Source organism: Iodobacter violaceini, from assembly GCF_011601265.1.
GTDB classification, from domain to species: domain Bacteria; phylum Pseudomonadota; class Gammaproteobacteria; order Burkholderiales; family Chitinibacteraceae; genus Iodobacter; species Iodobacter violaceini.
The window spans coordinates 72,053-89,855 of the sequence record NZ_JAAOLX010000013.1 but is presented as its reverse complement, the minus strand read 5'-3'; the positions used below and the strand labels follow the sequence as shown (position 1 = coordinate 89,855).

Sequence of the window (17,803 nt, the reverse complement as noted above, 5' to 3'; positions counted from 1 at the left end):
GTTGGCTGAACAGTGAAGAAACAGCTAAACTCACAGCATTACGAATTTCCATACAGAATTTTAGCTGCATGCGCACTCCATTGTTATGCCTACGTCTTTGTCGCTTATGCCGCTTAATAATGCATTTTGCCAAGGGATTGTTTAACGTTACCTACCGTTTTCCCCGCTTAATGCTTGCGGAAAGAGTGGACTATATACAACAGTGGTCGAAGCAATTAACGAAAATACTGGGTGTTAGCTTGCGTGTGCAGGGTATTGAGCCTGGAAAGTACCCAGAGCAACATATGCTGTTAGCCAATCACATTTCATGGCTTGATATATTTATCCTGGATTCGGTCACTGTTTCCCGATTTGTTGCAAAATCAGAACTAAGATCATGGCCAATCATTGGCAGGCTCTGCATAGGTACAGGTACGCTGTTTATTGAAAGAGAGCGAAAAAGAGACACTGCCAGGGTGAATGAGGCCATTGTGACGGCTCTGAGTGAAGGTCACTGCGTAACTGTATTTCCTGAAGGTACAACAGGGTGCGGAAGGCAGCTTTTACCTTTTCGCTCTTCACTTTTACAAGCAGCAATTGATGGTAATGCCACCATACAACCTGTTTACCTGCGCTACACAGATGCAGAAGGCCAATATTCTGATGCCGCGACCTACATTGGTGATATGACCTTAGCCCAATCTTTATGGCGTATTTTGGGCACCCGATCATTGCATGCCGAAATAAACTTTTTAGCGCCATTTCCAACAGATCACAAAAACCGGCGCACTCTGACGCAATTTATTGAAGCGCGCATATGTACAGCTCATCACGCACTAAATACTCAATCCAGTAATGCCTGATACTCTGACCGGGCAGCTGTCTGATAAAGCTGCCCGTTATCTATACTGATTGCAGTCAGTGCACCACCCCAGACACACCCTGTGTCTAAGGCCCATACATCTTCTTTAAGCATCAGCCCTAATGCTGACCAGTGTCCACATATAACCCGGCGATTCAAAGGCTGGCGATTGCCCAATTCAAACCAGGGTTTGATCCCTGCAGGCGCTTGTTCACGCTCACCTTTGTACTTTAATTGCAAAGCTCCGTCGGTTGTTACAAAGCGCATGCGCGTCAGGCAATTTACGCTATACCGCATTCGATCGGCGGCACTCATATCATCAGACCATTCAGCGGGTTGATTACCATACATCACGGCCATAAAGTCTTTCCACTGTTCACTTTGCAAGGCGTTTTCGACCTCTTTTGCAGCAAGCTTTGCAGTCTCAAGTGACCATTGAGGGCTAATCCCAGCATGCACCAGCAAGACATCCCCTAAATCAATAAGCAAAGGCTGCTGACGCAACCAAAGTAACAAGTTTGCAGCATCAGGTGCATCAATCACCTCCTGAAGCGTATCGCCAGGCTTTCCCTGCGCTAAGCCTGCAAACATCGCAAGGAGATGAAGATCGTGATTACCCAATACAACAGATACGCCCTGAGTTTTGGAAGCCCAGCGTAATGTCGCAAGTGAAGATGGCCCCCTGTTTACCAAATCTCCGAGTAAATAGATCTGATCGTTTTGTGGATTAAATGCCAAATTTTCAACCACAGCCATTAACTCTGTAAAACACCCTTGGATATCACCAATCGCATATCTCGACATAACTCATCCATTTAGCAGCTAAAATGAAAACATTACCACTGATGCAGCAGATTAATGACCATGACCACTAACACGCATCTCAGCCTGAATGACTGGCTCATTAAACTGAGCAATATAGAAATCCCTGCAATGCAGTATACCTTGGATCAAATGTCGCATTTACACTCAAAAAGTGATGATATAAGCATCAGAGACCTGTCATTACTTATTCGCCATGATCCGCTGCTTACTCTAAAACTAATTCGCTATCAGCAGAGGCAACGAAGAGCAGTACAAATGAAAGATGTAAACACCATCGAGCATGTACTGCTAATGATCGGCATGGGAGGTTTCTTCCGTGAGTTTGGTTCCACGCAAGCGGTTGAAACTCAACTGCAACAACAACCGGATGCATTAGTGGGGATAAGAAAAATCATTTCCCGATCTTATCTTGCGGCCAGAATTGCCGAAAGCCTCAGCAGCCAAAGACATGATGTTGATCCAATAGAAGTAACTACTGCATCCTTGCTGCATGATTTAGCTGAAATATTACTTTGGTTATCAGCCCCGGCACTTGCTCAGAAAATTACACACTATTTACTAAAAAACCCAGGCAGCAGAAGCCATGAAGCCCAAAAGTTAATACTTGGATTTACTATCAATGAATTGCAAACTGAATTAGCACTACACTGGCACTTACCGAGCCTTCTGACTCACTTAATGGACGAAAGGCATACCGATGAACCAAGAGTCAGAACCGTGTCCATTGCAACGTCTGCAGCGCGCCACTTAGCCAACCACTGGCAAGACCCTGCTTTACCAGATGATTATCAAAACATTGCTGATTTATTATCAATTGAGCCAGAACATGCATATGCCCTGGTACGAAACGTCTGTATAAAAGCAGGGCATGAATGGGAGTGGTTTTCGGTACTCCCCGTTGCCACCCAAATTCCTCAGTTTTAACTAGGCAATAAAAAAGCCAACCTTGCGGTTGGCTTTTTTACATTACAACGAATAGCTGCAAAACAACTGATTACTCAGCTGCTTCAACCGCTTCCGCTTCTTCAGGACGGTCTACAAGCTCAACGAATGCCATAGGAGCATTGTCGCCTTGACGGAAACCGCACTTCAGAATGCGAAGGTAGCCACCATTACGGGCAGCATAACGCGGGCCGAGCACATCGAACAACTTAACCACCATATCGCGATCACGCGTGCGATTGAACGCCAGACGGCGGTTCGCAAGTGAAGGCTTTTTGCCTAAAGTGATCAAAGGCTCAGCAACACGGCGCAGCTCTTTTGCTTTAGGTAAAGTGGTCTTGATGACTTCGTGACGGAGCAACGAATTCGCAAGATTGCGCAACATCGCCAGACGGTGACTTGTCGTGCGATTTAATTTGCGATTAGATTGACGGTGACGCATTTGTCGATTTCCTTTTGCCCGCTATTACGGCTTTTCTAAGCCAGCAGGCGGCCAGTTTTCAAGGCGCATGCCCAGCGAGAGGCCTTTAGAGGCAAGAACTTCCTTGATCTCATTAAGCGATTTACGCCCAAGATTAGGTGCCTTCAAAAGCTCAGTCTCGGTACGCTGGATCAGGTCGCCGATATAATAAATGTTCTCTGCCTTCAGGCAGTTAGCCGAACGGACAGTCAGTTCGAGGTCATCAACCGGACGCAACAGAATCGGATCGATCTGCGGTGCCTGTGGTTGCTCTTCCTCTACGGGAGTGCCTTCAAGATCAGCGAACACGGCGAGCTGGTCAATTAGCATACGTGCAGCCTGACGCACTGCTTCTTCAGGTTCGATTACGCCATTGGTTTCAATGTCAATAATCAAACGATCAAGATCAGTACGTTGCTCTACACGGGCGCTTTCTACGTGGTAGCTAACACGGCGAATCGGGCTGAAAGACGCGTCAAGCATGATGTTGCCGATAGTACGGCTTTCATCTTTAGCCAAACGGTTAGGTGCAGGCTGATAGCCACGACCTTTTTCAACCGTAATTTCCATATTAAGCTTGCCACCAGCAGACAGATGGGCAATCACATGATCTGGATTGATCACCTCAACATCGTGAGACAGCTGAATATCGGACGCTTTAACGACGCCCTCACCCTCTTTTGAGAGGGTGAGAACGACCGAGTCCCGACCATGCAGCTTGAGCACAACGCCTTTGAGGTTCAGCAAGATATCGACTACATCTTCCTGCACGCCATCCAGTGCGGAATACTCGTGAACCACACCTTCAATTTTCACTTCAGTCGGCGCAAAACCAGACATCGAAGAAAGAAGAATGCGACGTAGAGCATTGCCGAGCGTATGGCCGTAACCGCGCTCGAACGGCTCCATCACGACTTTCGCCTGGGCAGCGTTTAAAGCCTGCACATCAATGATGCGCGGCTTGAGCAACTCATTCGCGTTGATTTGCATAAGTCAGTATCCCTTGGCTAGCCGGGTCAGAATATTACTTGGAGTAGAATTCCACAACCAGCGCTTCGTTGATGTCGCTGGACAGATCGGAACGCTCTGGCATGTTTTTAAACATACCTTCAAGCTTCTTGGAATCTACCTGAACCCAGCTCGGAAAACCGATACCCTCAGCCAGGGAAACAGCTTCCTGGATACGAGCCTGAGTTTTCGATTTATCGCGAACAGAAACAACGTCGCCAGCCTTAACCAAGTAGGAAGGAATATTCACAACACTACCGTTTACCACAATAGCTTTGTGGGAAACAAGTTGACGAGCTTCAGCACGTGTAGAGCCAAAACCCATACGATAAACAACGTTATCCAGACGACATTCAAGAAGTTTCAGCAGGTTTTCACCTGTAGAACCTTTACGTCGGCTAGCTTCTTCAAAATAACGACGGAACTGACGTTCCAATACGCCGTAAATGCGGCGAATCTTTTGCTTTTCGCGCAAATGAACGCCGTAGTCTGACAGACGCGAAGGCTTTTTACCGCCACTCACACCGTGCTGACCAGGAGCTTGTTCCAGTTTGCACTTACTATCCAAAGAACGACGAGCGCTCTTCAGGAAAAGATCCGTACCCTCACGACGTGCAAGTTTGCACTTGGGTCCAATATAACGAGCCATAACTTACTCCGGGATTAGATACGACGCTTCTTCGGCGGACGACAACCGTTATGCGGAATCGGCGTAACATCCGAAATACTCGTGATCTTGAAACCGAGTGCGTTTAATGCACGCACAGCGGACTCACGACCCGGACCCGGACCCTTGATGCGAACTTCGAGGTTCTTTACACCGTATTCTTGGGCAACTTTACCAGCAGCCTCTGCAGCTACCTGAGCCGCAAAAGGTGTACTTTTCCGAGAGCCTTTAAAACCAGCACCGCCCGAGGTAGCCCAAGACAGTGCATTCCCTTGGCGATCAGTGATGGTTATGATTGTGTTATTGAAAGACGCGTGCACGTGCACAACACCTTCTGACACACTCTTTTTGACTTTCTTCCGTACACGTACTGTGTTTGCTTTAGCCATTCTTTAATTCCTTGGATTACTTCTTGCCAGCGATGGACTTACGCGGACCCTTGCGAGTACGCGCATTGGTACGAGTACGCTGACCGCGGCACGGAAGTCCTCTGCGGTGACGGAAACCACGGTAGCAACCAAGGTCCATAAGACGCTTGATGCTCATGGTCACTTCGCGGCGCAAATCACCCTCGACAACATACTTGCCAAGTTCTTCACGCAGCAGATCTAGTTCAGCATCACTGAGATCTTTAACCTTTTTTGTAGGCTCAACGCTGGTTGCAGCGCAGACGGCATAGGCGCGTGTGCGACCAATACCGAAAATAGCCTGAAGGCCGATCACAGTATGCTGATGATTCGGGATATTAACCCCAGCAATACGGGCCATACTTTTCTTACCCCAGGTTCAAAAAGCTTTGCATATTAACATCATGAACTGATTGTCGCAACAATCAGCCTTGACGCTGCTTGTGCCGCGGGTCGGTGCAAATCACACGCACAACACGGTTGCGGCGTACGATTTTACAATTGCGGCAAATTTTCTTGACCGACGCTTGAACTCTCATCGTCTTTCCTTTCGATCAAAATTAAATCCGGGCTGTTACTTAGCCCGGAATACAATGCGAGCCTTAGTCAGATCATAGGGAGTCAACTCCACTGTAACCTTATCTCCGGGCAGGATGCGGATGTAATGCATCCGCATCTTACCAGAAATATGACCAAGAACCACATGTCCGTTTTCGAGCTTGACCTTAAACGTTGCATTAGGCAACGTTTCAAGGACTTCGCCCTGCATCTGAATGACTTCGTCTTTCGCCATAGCCTGTTACGCCTAGCCCTTGAAGTTAGCTTTCTTGAGCAGACTCTCGTACTGATGTGAGAGCACGTAAGACTGCATCTGCGACATAAAGTCCATTGTTACGACTACAAGAATCAACAGAGATGTCCCGCCAAAATAGAATGGAACATTCCACTTCAGAATCAAAAACTCCGGAATCAAGCAGATGACCGTAATATAAACAGCACCGATTAATGTGAGTTTTAAAATCAACTTCTCGATGTATTTCGCAGTGTGGTCTCCCGGGCGATAGCCCGGAATCATCGCTCCGCTTTTCTTCAAATTATCTGCTGTTTCCTTCGGGTTGAAGACCAAAGCAGTATAGAAGTAGCAAAAGAAAATGATCGCAGTCGCATACAACAGCACATAGAGCGGCTGACCAGGATGCAGCATGTCACCGATCGATTTTAACCAAGACAATTTATCGCTATTACCGGTCCACGACAATAAAGTCGCAGGGAATAAGATAATTGACGAAGCAAAAATCGGAGGGATCACGCCCGCCATATTCAGTTTCAGTGGAAGGTGAGTGCTTTGTGCCTGCATCATGCGGTTGCCAACCTGGCGCTTCGCATAATGGACAGGAACTTTGCGCTGGCCGCGTTCTACAAACACAACCGCCGCAGTTAACAGCACAACACCAACAAAGAGAAACAACACAAGCAAAATAGGTAAAGCACCCTGATTAGCCAGTGATAATGTCTTACCGATTGCCGAAGGCAGACCAGAAGCAATACCAGAACAGATCAAGATTGAGATACCGTTACCGATACCCCGTTCAGTGATCTGCTCACCCAACCACATCAGGAACATGGTGCCTGTAACCAGCGTCACAATAGTAGTAAACACAAACTGAGCTTGCGCTACAACTACCAGATTCGGCTGCTTGAACAGCATCATTGCAATACCAAAGCTCTGTGCAGTAGCAAGAAGCAGCGTCGCATAACGCGTATATTGCGTAATTTTACGACGACCTGCCTCTCCCTCTTTTTTCATCTGCTTCAGAGATGGCAGCACCTCGGCAGCGAGCTGTAAAATAATCGACGCCGAGATGTAAGGCATGATCCCGATAGCGAACACGGTAAAGCGAGAGAGAGCACCACCGGAAAACATATTGAACATGTTCAATAAACCGGTTTGCGACGACTCAAACAATTTTGCCAGTTCGGCCGGATTGATGCCTGGCACCGGGATGTGTGCACCAATTCGATATACGATCAGTGCCCCGATGAGGAACCAAATCCGACTTTTAAGGTCCGCAAACTTGTTTGCAGAACTAGCCAGAGCGGGATTTGCCATTACTGCCTTATCCTCAGTTTACCGAATTACTCGGTGATGCTGCCGCCAGCTGCTTCAATAGCAGCACGGGCACCCTTAGTTACAGCCAAGCCCTTGAGTACAACTGCACGCTCAATAGTGCCGGAAAGTACAACTTTACCGCGCAGAGCATGCTGAGATACCACACCAGCTTGAAGCAGTGCTTCAAAGGTAATTTCGCTCAATGGCAAATCGTTGATGTCCGACAAGCGAACTTCAGCGGTATCACCACGTGTGAGTGAAACAAAACCACGTTTTGGCAGACGGCGTTGCAAAGGCATTTGACCGCCTTCAAAACCGACCTTATGAAAACCACCAGTACGTGATTTCTGACCTTTGTGACCACGACCAGACGTTTTGCCTAAGCCAGAGCCAATACCGCGGCCTACACGACGCTTGGCGTGAGTAGAACCAGCAGCTGGTTTCAGGTTATTAAGTTCCATTTAGCCTTCCACCTTCAGTAGGTAGCTGATCTTGTTAGCCATACCACGGTTTTCCGGGGTATCGATCACTTCAGAGCTACTATTAAGACGACGGAGACCTAAGCCACGGGCACATGCTTTGTGAGCTTCCAGGCGACCAATCAGACTTTTAACTAAAGTTACTTTGAATTTCTTAGAGTCGCTCATTTAGCAGCTCCCAGAATCTCTTCAACAGACTTACCACGCTTCGCAGCAATATCTGCTGGTGTGTGAAGCTTAGAAAGACCATCTAATGTTGCACGTACAATGTTGTACGGGTTGGTCGAACCGTGGCACTTTGCTGAAATATTATGGATACCCATAACTTCAAACACAGCACGCATTGGACCACCAGCAATAATACCCTTACCATCAGCAGCAGGCTGCATGAACACTGTAGTAGCGCCATGTTTGCCGAATACTGTGTGGTGAATCGTACCGTTGCGCAAAGTAACTTTTTGCAACTTACGACGGGCTTCTTCCATTGCTTTTTGTACGGCTACAGGCACTTCTTTCGATTTGCCCTTACCCATACCAACGCCGCCATCACCATCACCAACTACTGTCAGTGCGGCAAAACCAAGGATACGACCACCCTTGACGACCTTGGTTACGCGATTTACAGCGACCATCTTTTCACGAAGGCCGTCGCCGCGTTCTTCCATATCGTTCTTAGCCATTATATCAACTCCAAACTCAATTAGAAGACGAGGCCGCCCTCACGGGCAGCATCAGCTAAGGCCTTAACACGGCCGTGATATTTGAAGCCGGAACGGTCAAATGCAACCGTTTCGACACCTGCAGCTTTCGCTTTTTCAGCGATACGCTTGCCAATCACGACTGCGGCATCAACAGAGCCGCCATTCTTGATTTGGCCACGAACATCAGCTTCAAGAGTTGAAGCAGAAACCAGTACTTTACTACCGGTTTCGTCGATGATCTGGGCGTAGATGTGACTGTTGGTGCGGTGCACCGACAGACGCAACATCTTGAGCTCCGAAATCTTTGCACGGGTTTTACGTGCGCGGCGGAGTCGAGCTTGGTTCTTGTCCATGATTCAGCCTCGATTACTTCTTCTTGGTTTCTTTCAATACGACAACCTCATCGGAATAACGTACGCCCTTGCCTTTATATGGCTCTGGTTTACGGTATTCACGAATTTCGGCTGCAACCTGACCAACCAGTTGCTTGTCGGCGCCCTTGAGGACGATTTCGGTTTGTGTCGGAGTTTCCACCTTCACACCCGCTGGCATTGCATGCGCAACGGGGTGGGAAAAGCCGAGAGTCAGGTTCAAGACATCGCCTTGAGCCTGAGCACGGTAACCAACGCCCACCAGCAAGAGCTTACGCTCAAAGCCTTTAGAAACGCCTGTTACCATGTTGTTTACCAATGCGCGCAAAGTACCGGACATAGAGCGGGCATGCTTAGATGCGCCCTTAGCGGCAAATTGAACTGCATTGTCCTCAACCTTAACATCCACATCAACGCAAAGAGTTTGCGTCATTGTGCCATGTGGGCCCTTCACAACGATCTCACCAGCAGCGAACTTTACTTCAACGCCTGCTGGGATAACTACTGGGTTTTTTGCTACGCGAGACATCGATTCACCTCTTTAAGCGACGACGCACAGAAGCTCGCCACCAATACCATTGGCACGTGCTTTGCGATCTGTCATTACGCCTTTGGAGGTGGACAAAATAGCCACACCCAGACCGTTCATCACCGTTGGGATTTCTGTAGCACCCTTATAGATGCGCAGACCCGGCTTGGACACGCGGTCCAAACGCTCGATAACCGGACGACCAGCGTAGTACTTGAGTTCGATGGTCAAAACAGGTTTAACTTCACCTGCGACTTCAAACGATTCGATATAACCTTCATCTTGCAACACGCCAGCAATTGCTAACTTCAGCGTGGACGATGGCATTGTAACTTGTGCCTTGTCCGCGCGTTGTGCGTTGCGAATACGGGTTAGCATATCGGCGATAGGATCATGCATTGCCATGTTTTATCTCTCCTATTACCAGCTAGCCTTGACCATGCCAGGAACTTCACCCTTGAAGGCGAGTTCACGTAGCTTGATACGGCCGAGTCCGAATTTGCGATACACGCCACGACCACGACCAGTAATCGAACAACGATTTACTAGACGTACCGGACTTGCATTACGCGGAAGCTGCTGGAATTGCAAACGAGCAGCAAAACGCTCTTCGTCAGATGCATTCTGGTCATTGATGACCGCCATCAGCTTTTCACGCTTGGCGGCGTACTTGGCGACGGTTGCACGACGCTTTTCCTCACGCTTAATCACTGCGACTTTAGCCATGGTTGCCTCAACTCTTGAATGGGAACTTGAAGCAAGCGAGTAAAGCACGCGCTTCTTCATCGGATTTAGCTGTAGTGGTAATCGTAATATTCATACCACGCAAAGCGTCAATCTTGTCGTATTCGATTTCTGGGAAAATGATTTGCTCACGAACACCCATATTGAAATTACCACGACCGTCAAACGATTTACCGCTCACGCCGCGGAAGTCGCGCACACGTGGAAGAGCAATCGTTACCAGACGATCCAGAAATTCGAACATACGTTCGCGGCGCAAAGTCACTTTGCAGCCAACCGGATAACCTTCACGAATTTTGAAACCAGCAATCGACTTTTTAGCTACAGTAACAACCGGCTTTTGACCAGCAATCTTCACCAAATCACCAACAGCATGATCCATCACTTTCTTATCCGCGATCGCTTCGCCAACACCCATGTTAATGGTGATTTTGTCGATGCGTGGAACTTGCATGATGGATTTGTAGCCAAACTGTTCAACCAGTTTTGGCACTACTTGTTCTTTATAAAACTCTTGCAGACGAGCCATTTTTCATCACCCCTTAGCCGCCAACCACTTCGCCACTAGACTTAAAGAAACGAACCTTACGGCCATCCTCTAAAGTCTTGAAGCCAACGCGATCAGCCTTGCCCGTTGCAGTGTTAAACAAGGCAACATTAGAAATGTGAACCGGCATAGTCTTTTCGACAATACCGCCCTGTACACCGCGCATTGGATTAGGCTTTTGGTGTTTTTTCACCACATTAACGCCTTCAACCACGACACGATCTTCAGCCGGGATTACGCGCAGCACTGTACCGCGCTTGCCGTTGTCCTTGCCTGTGATAACGATGATTTCATCGCCTTTGCGAATCTTGTTCATGCCCGTCCCCTTACAACACTTCTGGCGCAAGTGAAACGATTTTCATGAATCGTTCATTGCGCAGCTCACGAGTCACTGGCCCGAAAATACGGGTACCAATAGGCTCAAGCTTGGCGTTAAGGAGAACTGCAGCGTTGCCATCAAACTTGATAAGCGAACCATCAGCACGGCGTACGCCCTTAGCGGTGCGAACCACTACGGCGCTATATACGTCACCTTTTTTAACACGGCCACGAGGGGCAGCATCTTTAATGGCAACCTTAATAATATCGCCCACCGAAGCGTAGCGACGCTTGGAACCACCAAGAACCTTAATGCACATTACTGAACGTGCACCAGTGTTATCAGCAACTTCAAGCCTAGTTTGCATTTGAATCATTGAAACAAACCTCCAACTTTTTCCGCCTATAATCTCGGCAAGACCGAGTCGCTCGGCAAAACCGAGCATTAGCAGCTAGTTTTGGATCCCGTAGGGAAGAACTCCATACACAACAAGATGTTATATATGGATAAGAAAGCGGGCATTGTACATAAAGCACAATACCCGCGCAAGCACGTATTAAATATTAATTACGAGCTTTTTCTACCAGCGTCGTCACAGCCCAGTTTTTAGTCTTGGACAGTGGACGAATTTCTTGGATTGTAACCAAATCACCTTCGTGATACTGATTGCTTTCGTCGTGTGCATGGTATTTTTTGGAACGACGCATCATCTTGCCGTAGAGCGGGTGTTTAACCAGACGCTCTACCAACACGGTAACAGTCTTATCCATTTTGTCGCTGACGATACGGCCTGTCAGTTCGCGCTTCAGTTTAGCTTCAGACATCGTTAAGCCGCCTTCTGAGCCATGATGGTATGAACGCGCGCAATATCTTTGCGCACACGGTTGAGTTCGCTTGGCTTTGCCAGTTGACCCGTCGCATGCTGCATACGCAAGCTAAACTGCGCCTTCAACAATGCGGTCAACTCAGCCTTCAGCTCTTCAACAGATTTCTGATGTAGTTCAGCAGCTTTCATCGTTGTCCCGCCTGACGAGTGACAAAGGTAGTCGCGAATGGCAATTTAGCAGATGCAAGGCGGAAAGCCTCACGTGCAACCGCTTCATCTACACCATCCAGCTCATACAAAACTTTGCCTGGTTGAATCTCAGCAACCCAGTAATCCGGGCTACCCTTACCATTACCCATACGCACTTCAGCGGGCTTGGTAGAGATTGGCTTATCTGGGAACGTACGAATCCATACGCGACCACCACGTTTAATATAACGGGTAATCGCACGACGTGCGGATTCGATCTGACGAGCTGTCAGACGACCACGACTTGTGGCCTTGAGCCCAAACACACCAAAAGCAACGCTATTACCACGAGTAGCGATACCCGTGTTACGGCCCTTCTGGACCTTGCGATACTTAAGTCTAGTTGGCTGCAGCATTGCGAGGCCCCTTCCGTGCGTTTTTCTTCTGAGCTTCAGGTGCTGGTTCAGCAGCCTTTTCGCCCGGCTTCATTTCGCCTTTATAAACCCAAACCTTGATACCAATGATACCGTAGGTGGTTTTGGCTTCAGAAGTTGCGTAATCAATATCTGCACGCAGAGTATGCAAAGGCACACGACCTTCACGATACCATTCTGTACGCGCAATTTCGATGCCGTTCAAACGACCTGACGACATGATCTTGATACCTTGAGCACCAAGACGCATTGCGTTTTGCATTGCACGCTTCATCGCACGACGGAACATTACGCGCTTTTCAAGTTGCGCAGAAATGCTGTCAGCAATAATTTGTGCATCGATTTCAGGCTTACGCACTTCTTCGATATTTACATGCACGGGCACATTCAGGATCTTTTGCAGCGCTTTTTTGAGCTGCTCAATATCCTCACCCTTTTTACCAATCACTACACCAGGACGAGCCGTGAAAATAGTGATTTTGGCATTCTTAGCCGGACGCTCGATTACGACACGACTCACTGAAGCACTGGCCAGTTTCTTTTTCAGATAATCGCGTACTGCGATATCTTCATTGAGCATACCGGCAAAATTGCTACTGTTGGCGTACCAACGCGAAGCCCAGTTCTTAGTGACGGCGAGACGAAAACCCGTCGGATGAACTTTCTGACCCATAGTCGCTCCTTAATCGCCAACAATCAATGTGATATGGCAAGTTTGCTTCTCGATACGATTGCCACGGCCTTTGGCACGTGCGCTGAAACGCTTAAGAGAAGGTCCCTTATCCACAAAAATTGTGGTCACTTTGAGTGCGTCGATATCGGCGCCTTCATTGTGCTCAGCATTGGCAATAGCGGATTCCAGAACCTTCTTAATTAAAACTGCACCCTTTTTAGGGCAGAAGGCCAGGATGTTCAACGCCTGCTCTACCGGCTTGCCACGGACTAGGTCAGCGACCAGCCGCGCTTTTTGGGCGGAGAGGCGAGTGTTGCTTAATACAGCAGATACTTGCATGTCTTCACCTTATCGCTTGGCTTTTTTGTCCGCAGCATGGCCTTTGAACGTGCGGGTAAGTGCGAACTCACCCAACTTGTGTCCAACCATATTTTCGTTCACATATACTGGAACGTGCTGCTTACCATTGTGAACCGCAATTGTCAGACCAACGAAGTCTGGCAACACAGTAGAACGGCGTGACCAAGTTTTCACTGGACGCTTGTCGTTCGCCGCGCGGGCAGTTTCCACCTTTTTAATCAGGTGCAGGTCAACGAATGGGCCTTTTTTAATAGAACGTGCCATTTACATTACCTCTTGTTCGCGGGACGACGACGCACGATCATATTGCTTGTGCGTTTGTTGCGACGAGTGCGATAGCCCTTAGCAGGCTGGCCCCATGGACTTACTGGAACACGACCTTCACCAGTACGACCTTCACCACCACCGTGCGGGTGATCAACCGGGTTCATTGCAGTACCACGTACAGTTGGACGAATACCCAACCAACGCTTAGCACCTGCTTTACCGTAGGAGCGAAGATTATGCTCTTCGTTACCTACTTCACCGATTGTTGCGCGGCAGTCAACATGAACCTTGCGGATTTCGCCAGAGCGCAAACGCAATTGAGCGTAAGCACCTTCGCGAGCCAGCAACTGAACTGCTGCACCTGCAGAACGTGCCAACTGAGCGCCTTTGCCCGGTTGCAGTTCAATGCAATGGATTGTGGAACCAACTGGGATATTGCGGATTGGGAGGGTGTTACCCACCTTAATCGGCGCATCCGAGCCAGAAATCACGGTCATATCAGCCTTCAGGCCTTTAGGAGCAACGATATAGCGACGCTCACCATCTGCGTAGCAAAGCAACGCAATGTTAGCGGTACGGTTAGGATCGTACTCAAGGCGCTCAACGCGCGCTACGATACCATCCTTGTCATTGCGCTTAAAGTCGATAAGACGATAATGCTGCTTGTGACCACCACCCATATGACGGGTTGTAATCACACCACGGTTGTTACGACCAGCTGTCTTGCTTTGCGACTCGAGCAAAGGAGCGTATGGCGCACCCTTGTGTAGATCTGGGGTCACAACCTTGACGACGGCGCGGCGACCGGGGGACGTCGGTTTTACTTTTACCAATGCCATTTTCAGTCTCCTTTACTGCGCTGCCGCGAGGTCGAGTTCTTGGCCAGCAGCAAGGCTAATATAAGCCTTTTTCCAGTCCTTGCGACGACCTACGGTACGACCAAATTTCTTGCCCTTGCCCTTGACATTCAATGTCGACACGCCTTCAACCTTCACTTTAAAGAGAAGCTCAACAGCGGCCTTGATTTCTGCCTTAGTAGCGTCCGTGGATACACGAAAAACAACCTGGTCATTCTTTTCAGCCACAAAAGTGGTCTTTTCCGACACGATAGGTGCCAGAAGAACTTGAAGCAGACGATTTTCAGAGAATTGCATCATGCGTACAACTCCTCAAAAGCTTGCAGTGCTTCGCGAGTGATAACCACTTTCTTAAAACGAACGAGGCTCACTGGATCAGCTTGCGATGGCTCAAGCACCAGAACGTGCGCCAGATTGCGCGACGCGAGGTACAAGTTCTCATCCAGCTCTTTGGTGATAATCAGCACGGAATCCAACTGCATAGCAGCAAGTTTCTGCGCGAAAGCCTTAGTTTTTGGTGTTTCAGCGGTAAAGCTTTCCACCACCACAAGACGCTCTTCACGAACCAGTTGCGACAGAATGGTCGCAATACCAGCACGGAACATCTTACGGTTAACCTTTTGCGAGAAGTTCTCGTCCGGGCTATTCGGGAAAGCACGACCACCACCACGCCAAAGCGGGGAGGAGCTCATACCAGCACGAGCACGGCCAGTACCTTTCTGCTTCCAAGGCTTTTTGGTCGTGTGACTTACGTTATCACGACCCTTTTGAGCACGATTGCCGCTACGAGCATTCGCGAAGTAAGCTGTCACAACTTGGTGAACCAGCGCTTCGTTGAATTCGCGTGCGAACAGTGCATCTGAACCAGCAACAGCGGCTTGCGCCTCGCCGGCAGCATTGATGACTTTAAGATCCATTACGCACCTGCCTTCACACTCGGACGAACAACTACGTCATTGCCCTTGCAGCCAGGGACTGCGCCCTTAACCAACAGCAATTGACGTTCGGCGTCGACACGGACGATTTCCAAGTTCTGGGTTGTACGCTGAACGTTACCCAGTTGACCCGCCATGCGCTTACCCGGCAAAACACGACCAGGATCTTGCGCCTGACCAATGGAACCCGGCGTATTGTGCGAGCGCGAGTTACCGTGTGAGGCACGGTTGGAAGAGAAGTGGTGACGTTTAATTACACCAGCAAAACCCTTACCAAGAGTTGTACCAGTAACATCAACATAAGAACCAGCCGCAAACATCTCAACTGAAAGCTGATCGCCAGCCTTCAATTCTGCTAATTTCTCAGCAGTAACGTTAAATTCAACCAAACCCAAACCAGCTTCCACGCCTGCTTTCGCAAAGTGGCCTGCCTGAGCCTTGTTAACACGACTAGCTTTCTTTGCACCGAAAGTAACCTGAACAGCTGCATAGCCATCAGTTTCCGGCGTCTTGATTTGCGTAACGCGATTAGCAGACATGTCCAGCACAGTTACCGGAATGGAAGCACCATCCTCAGCAAATACGCGGGTCATGCCGACTTTACGTCCGACAAGTCCTAAGCTCATAGTTATATCCCTTTCAGGGCCGATTACGATTGACCGGCTAAACCTAAAGTAAAAAAGGCTTGCCACCCTTAAGTAGCAAGCCCGCGACTTTAGCAAGATTTTTCTTTTACCGCAAGTACTTAGCGCACATCACAGCAAAAAAAATCTTGTTTGCCGATTACTGCAGTTTAATTTCTACGTCTACACCAGCTGGTAAATCCAGCTTCATCAGTGCATCAACAGTTTTATCTGTTGGATTAACGATATCCATTAAACGCAAATGTGTGCGAATTTCCATCTGATCACGCGCCATTTTATTAACGTGTGGGGAGCTCAGAATGTCAAAACGCTCAATTTTAGTAGGTAGCGGAACCGGGCCTTTAACAACAGCACCAGTACGCTTAGCCGTATCAACAATTTCCTGCGCCGAACGATCGATCAAAGCGTAGTCAAAAGCTTTCAGACGGATACGAATTTTTTGGTTTTGCATTTTAGTTACCTGGCTTAAACGAGGACTTTGGCAACAACACCAGCACCAACAGTACGACCACCTTCGCGAATCGCGAAGCGCAGACCTTGTTCCATTGCAACTGGAGCGATCAGGGTAACGGTTACTTCAACGTTATCACCTGGCATCACCATTTCTGTACCTGCTGGCAAATCAACCGAACCTGTTACGTCAGTTGTACGGAAGAAGAACTGTGGACGGTAGCCGTTAAAGAATGGAGTGTGACGACCACCTTCATCTTTCGACAGAACGTACACAGAGCCTTCGAACTTTGTGTGCGGAGTAATCGAACCTGGTTTTGCCAGAACTTGACCACGCTGAACATCTTCACGCTTAGTACCACGCAGCAATGCACCGATGTTATCGCCAGCCTGACCTTGGTCCAGCAGCTTACGGAACATTTCAACACCAGTACATGTAGTCTTAACCGTTGTAGTGATACCAACGATTTCGATTTCTTCACCAACTTTAACTACACCGCGCTCTACACGACCTGTTACTACAGTACCGCGACCAGAGATCGAGAATACGTCTTCAACTGGCATCAGGAACGCGCCGTCTACAGCACGCTCTGGCAATGGAATGTACGAATCAAGCGCTTCAGCAAGACGGTAGATCGATGGCTCGCCGTGCTCAGATTGGTCACCTTCCAGCGCCAGACGGGCAGAACCCACAACGATAGGAGTATCGTCACCTGGGAAATCATATTTGCTCAGCAGCTCACGAACTTCCATGTCAACCAGCTCAAGCAACTCTGCATCATCAACCAAGTCAGCTTTGTTCAGGTAAACAACGATGTACGGAACACCAACCTGACGAGCCAGCAAGATGTGCTCGCGAGTTTGTGGCATAGGACCATCAGCAGCGGAACAAACCAGGATCGCGCCATCCATCTGCGCAGCACCGGTAATCATGTTCTTGATGTAATCCGCGTGACCCGGGCAGTCAACGTGAGCGTAGTGACGAGTTTCTGTCTCATACTCAACGTGTGAAGTATTAATAGTAATACCGCGTGCTTTTTCTTCAGGTGCGCTGTCGATTTGTGAGTAGTCTTTCGCTTCACCACCGAATTTTTTCGACAAGATTGTCGAAATAGCCGCTGTCAGTGTGGTCTTACCATGGTCAACGTGACCAATTGTACCAACGTTAACGTGTGGCTTTGTGCGCGTAAATTTTTCTTTTGCCATTGCTATAGATCC

At 48.6% G+C, this 17,803-nt stretch carries 33 protein-coding genes; 2 read left to right on the top strand and 31 right to left on the bottom strand.

Annotated features, from left to right (window positions below; all coding sequences use genetic code 11):
• Positions 1-119 precede the first annotated feature (119 nt).
• Complete coding sequence (locus HA050_RS19630; protein ID WP_166829936.1) at positions 120-842, top strand: lysophospholipid acyltransferase family protein; 723 nt, start codon at positions 120-122, stop codon at positions 840-842.
• Here HA050_RS19630 and HA050_RS19625 read toward each other — a convergent pair.
• Complete coding sequence (locus HA050_RS19625) at positions 824-1,645, bottom strand: symmetrical bis(5'-nucleosyl)-tetraphosphatase (RefSeq protein ID WP_166829933.1); 822 nt, start codon at positions 1,643-1,645, stop codon at positions 824-826. The genes HA050_RS19630 and HA050_RS19625 overlap by 19 nt on opposite strands.
• A 54-nt stretch (positions 1,646-1,699) precedes the next feature.
• Here HA050_RS19625 and HA050_RS19620 point away from each other — a divergent pair, with 54 nt between their 5' ends.
• Entirely contained in the window at positions 1,700-2,590 is an 891-nt protein-coding gene (locus HA050_RS19620) for an HDOD domain-containing protein (RefSeq protein WP_166829930.1), read from the top strand.
• 70 nt (positions 2,591-2,660) lie between these two features.
• On the opposite strand, the gene rplQ is transcribed toward HA050_RS19620, so the two are convergent.
• The 30 genes from rplQ to tuf all read right to left on the bottom strand — a co-directional run bounded on the left by rplQ (position 2,661) and on the right by tuf (position 17,791).
• Entirely contained in the window at positions 2,661-3,050 is a 390-nt protein-coding gene (gene rplQ / locus HA050_RS19615) for a 50S ribosomal protein L17 (protein ID WP_099396473.1), read from the bottom strand.
• 24 nt (positions 3,051-3,074) lie between these two features.
• Positions 3,075-4,058 (bottom strand): DNA-directed RNA polymerase subunit alpha, encoded by a 984-nt coding sequence (locus HA050_RS19610; protein ID WP_099396474.1) that lies wholly within the window; start codon positions 4,056-4,058, stop codon positions 3,075-3,077.
• 34 nt (positions 4,059-4,092) lie between these two features.
• Positions 4,093-4,725 carry a 30S ribosomal protein S4 gene (gene rpsD, locus HA050_RS19605; RefSeq protein WP_099396475.1) on the bottom strand — a complete coding sequence of 211 codons (633 nt, stop codon included), beginning with the start codon at positions 4,723-4,725 and terminating at the stop codon, positions 4,093-4,095.
• A 14-nt stretch (positions 4,726-4,739) separates the two neighbouring features.
• The gene (gene rpsK / locus HA050_RS19600) at positions 4,740-5,132 is read right to left on the bottom strand and encodes a 30S ribosomal protein S11 (protein WP_046351579.1); all 393 of its coding nucleotides are present in this window, start codon (positions 5,130-5,132) and stop codon (positions 4,740-4,742) included.
• 16 nt (positions 5,133-5,148) lie between these two features.
• The gene (gene rpsM, locus HA050_RS19595) at positions 5,149-5,511 is read right to left on the bottom strand and encodes a 30S ribosomal protein S13 (protein WP_046351578.1); all 363 of its coding nucleotides are present in this window, start codon (positions 5,509-5,511) and stop codon (positions 5,149-5,151) included.
• Positions 5,512-5,575: 64 nt separating this feature from the next.
• Positions 5,576-5,689, bottom strand: a complete 114-nt coding sequence (rpmJ, locus tag HA050_RS19590; protein ID WP_046351577.1) for a 50S ribosomal protein L36 — start codon at positions 5,687-5,689, stop codon at positions 5,576-5,578.
• 35 nt (positions 5,690-5,724) lie between these two features.
• A complete protein-coding gene (gene infA, locus HA050_RS19585; protein ID WP_046351576.1) occupies positions 5,725-5,943 on the bottom strand; it encodes a translation initiation factor IF-1 in 219 nt (72 codons plus the stop codon).
• 12 nt (positions 5,944-5,955) lie between these two features.
• On the bottom strand, positions 5,956-7,260 hold the full coding sequence (gene secY / locus HA050_RS19580; RefSeq protein ID WP_099396477.1) for a preprotein translocase subunit SecY: 1,305 nt from the start codon (positions 7,258-7,260) through the stop codon (positions 5,956-5,958).
• A gap of 26 nt (positions 7,261-7,286) precedes the next feature.
• Positions 7,287-7,721 (bottom strand): 50S ribosomal protein L15, encoded by a 435-nt coding sequence (gene rplO / locus HA050_RS19575; protein ID WP_046351574.1) that lies wholly within the window; start codon positions 7,719-7,721, stop codon positions 7,287-7,289.
• On the bottom strand, positions 7,722-7,907 hold the full coding sequence (gene rpmD, locus HA050_RS19570) for a 50S ribosomal protein L30 (protein ID WP_046351573.1): 186 nt from the start codon (positions 7,905-7,907) through the stop codon (positions 7,722-7,724).
• Positions 7,904-8,419: a 30S ribosomal protein S5 gene (rpsE, locus tag HA050_RS19565; RefSeq protein WP_046351572.1), complete on the bottom strand. Its 516-nt coding sequence runs from the start codon at positions 8,417-8,419 to the stop codon at positions 7,904-7,906. The genes rpmD and rpsE overlap by 4 nt, the downstream gene beginning before the upstream one ends.
• Before the next feature lie 20 nt (positions 8,420-8,439).
• Positions 8,440-8,793 carry a 50S ribosomal protein L18 gene (rplR, locus tag HA050_RS19560; RefSeq protein ID WP_046351571.1) on the bottom strand — a complete coding sequence of 118 codons (354 nt, stop codon included), beginning with the start codon at positions 8,791-8,793 and terminating at the stop codon, positions 8,440-8,442.
• A 13-nt stretch (positions 8,794-8,806) separates the two neighbouring features.
• Positions 8,807-9,340: a 50S ribosomal protein L6 gene (rplF, locus tag HA050_RS19555; protein WP_166829928.1), complete on the bottom strand. Its 534-nt coding sequence runs from the start codon at positions 9,338-9,340 to the stop codon at positions 8,807-8,809.
• A 12-nt stretch (positions 9,341-9,352) separates the two neighbouring features.
• Positions 9,353-9,745 carry a 30S ribosomal protein S8 gene (rpsH, locus tag HA050_RS19550; protein ID WP_046351569.1) on the bottom strand — a complete coding sequence of 131 codons (393 nt, stop codon included), beginning with the start codon at positions 9,743-9,745 and terminating at the stop codon, positions 9,353-9,355.
• A 15-nt stretch (positions 9,746-9,760) separates the two neighbouring features.
• Positions 9,761-10,066, bottom strand: a complete 306-nt coding sequence (gene rpsN / locus HA050_RS19545) for a 30S ribosomal protein S14 (protein WP_046351568.1) — start codon at positions 10,064-10,066, stop codon at positions 9,761-9,763.
• Between the two features lie 7 nt (positions 10,067-10,073).
• Positions 10,074-10,613 carry a 50S ribosomal protein L5 gene (gene rplE, locus HA050_RS19540; RefSeq protein WP_099396481.1) on the bottom strand — a complete coding sequence of 180 codons (540 nt, stop codon included), beginning with the start codon at positions 10,611-10,613 and terminating at the stop codon, positions 10,074-10,076.
• A 13-nt stretch (positions 10,614-10,626) separates the two neighbouring features.
• Positions 10,627-10,947 (bottom strand): 50S ribosomal protein L24, encoded by a 321-nt coding sequence (rplX, locus tag HA050_RS19535; protein ID WP_099396482.1) that lies wholly within the window; start codon positions 10,945-10,947, stop codon positions 10,627-10,629.
• A gap of 10 nt (positions 10,948-10,957) precedes the next feature.
• Positions 10,958-11,326 (bottom strand): 50S ribosomal protein L14, encoded by a 369-nt coding sequence (rplN, locus tag HA050_RS19530; RefSeq protein WP_046351565.1) that lies wholly within the window; start codon positions 11,324-11,326, stop codon positions 10,958-10,960.
• A 187-nt stretch (positions 11,327-11,513) separates the two neighbouring features.
• The gene (rpsQ, locus tag HA050_RS19525) at positions 11,514-11,774 is read right to left on the bottom strand and encodes a 30S ribosomal protein S17 (protein WP_046351564.1); all 261 of its coding nucleotides are present in this window, start codon (positions 11,772-11,774) and stop codon (positions 11,514-11,516) included.
• A gap of 2 nt (positions 11,775-11,776) precedes the next feature.
• On the bottom strand, positions 11,777-11,965 hold the full coding sequence (gene rpmC / locus HA050_RS19520; protein ID WP_046351563.1) for a 50S ribosomal protein L29: 189 nt from the start codon (positions 11,963-11,965) through the stop codon (positions 11,777-11,779).
• Positions 11,962-12,381 carry a 50S ribosomal protein L16 gene (rplP, locus tag HA050_RS19515; RefSeq protein WP_046351562.1) on the bottom strand — a complete coding sequence of 140 codons (420 nt, stop codon included), beginning with the start codon at positions 12,379-12,381 and terminating at the stop codon, positions 11,962-11,964. The genes rpmC and rplP overlap by 4 nt, the downstream gene beginning before the upstream one ends.
• The gene (gene rpsC, locus HA050_RS19510) at positions 12,365-13,072 is read right to left on the bottom strand and encodes a 30S ribosomal protein S3 (RefSeq protein WP_099396483.1); all 708 of its coding nucleotides are present in this window, start codon (positions 13,070-13,072) and stop codon (positions 12,365-12,367) included. The genes rplP and rpsC overlap by 17 nt, the downstream gene beginning before the upstream one ends.
• A 9-nt stretch (positions 13,073-13,081) precedes the next feature.
• Positions 13,082-13,411, bottom strand: coding sequence for a 50S ribosomal protein L22 (rplV, locus tag HA050_RS19505; protein WP_046351560.1), 330 nt, complete (start codon positions 13,409-13,411; stop codon positions 13,082-13,084).
• A 9-nt stretch (positions 13,412-13,420) separates the two neighbouring features.
• A complete protein-coding gene (gene rpsS, locus HA050_RS19500; protein WP_046351559.1) occupies positions 13,421-13,696 on the bottom strand; it encodes a 30S ribosomal protein S19 in 276 nt (91 codons plus the stop codon).
• A 5-nt stretch (positions 13,697-13,701) separates the two neighbouring features.
• Positions 13,702-14,538: a 50S ribosomal protein L2 gene (gene rplB / locus HA050_RS19495; protein WP_166829926.1), complete on the bottom strand. Its 837-nt coding sequence runs from the start codon at positions 14,536-14,538 to the stop codon at positions 13,702-13,704.
• A 12-nt stretch (positions 14,539-14,550) separates the two neighbouring features.
• Positions 14,551-14,853 carry a 50S ribosomal protein L23 gene (gene rplW, locus HA050_RS19490; RefSeq protein WP_197433117.1) on the bottom strand — a complete coding sequence of 101 codons (303 nt, stop codon included), beginning with the start codon at positions 14,851-14,853 and terminating at the stop codon, positions 14,551-14,553.
• The gene (rplD, locus tag HA050_RS19485; RefSeq protein ID WP_099396485.1) at positions 14,853-15,473 is read right to left on the bottom strand and encodes a 50S ribosomal protein L4; all 621 of its coding nucleotides are present in this window, start codon (positions 15,471-15,473) and stop codon (positions 14,853-14,855) included. The genes rplW and rplD overlap by 1 nt, the downstream gene beginning before the upstream one ends.
• A complete protein-coding gene (gene rplC, locus HA050_RS19480; RefSeq protein ID WP_099396486.1) occupies positions 15,473-16,117 on the bottom strand; it encodes a 50S ribosomal protein L3 in 645 nt (214 codons plus the stop codon). Before rplC ends, rplD begins: the two co-directional genes overlap by 1 nt.
• A 157-nt stretch (positions 16,118-16,274) precedes the next feature.
• Positions 16,275-16,586 carry a 30S ribosomal protein S10 gene (rpsJ, locus tag HA050_RS19475; protein WP_046351554.1) on the bottom strand — a complete coding sequence of 104 codons (312 nt, stop codon included), beginning with the start codon at positions 16,584-16,586 and terminating at the stop codon, positions 16,275-16,277.
• Positions 16,587-16,600: 14 nt separating this feature from the next.
• On the bottom strand, positions 16,601-17,791 hold the full coding sequence (gene tuf, locus HA050_RS19470; RefSeq protein ID WP_099396487.1) for an elongation factor Tu: 1,191 nt from the start codon (positions 17,789-17,791) through the stop codon (positions 16,601-16,603).
• Positions 17,792-17,803 lie beyond the last annotated feature (12 nt).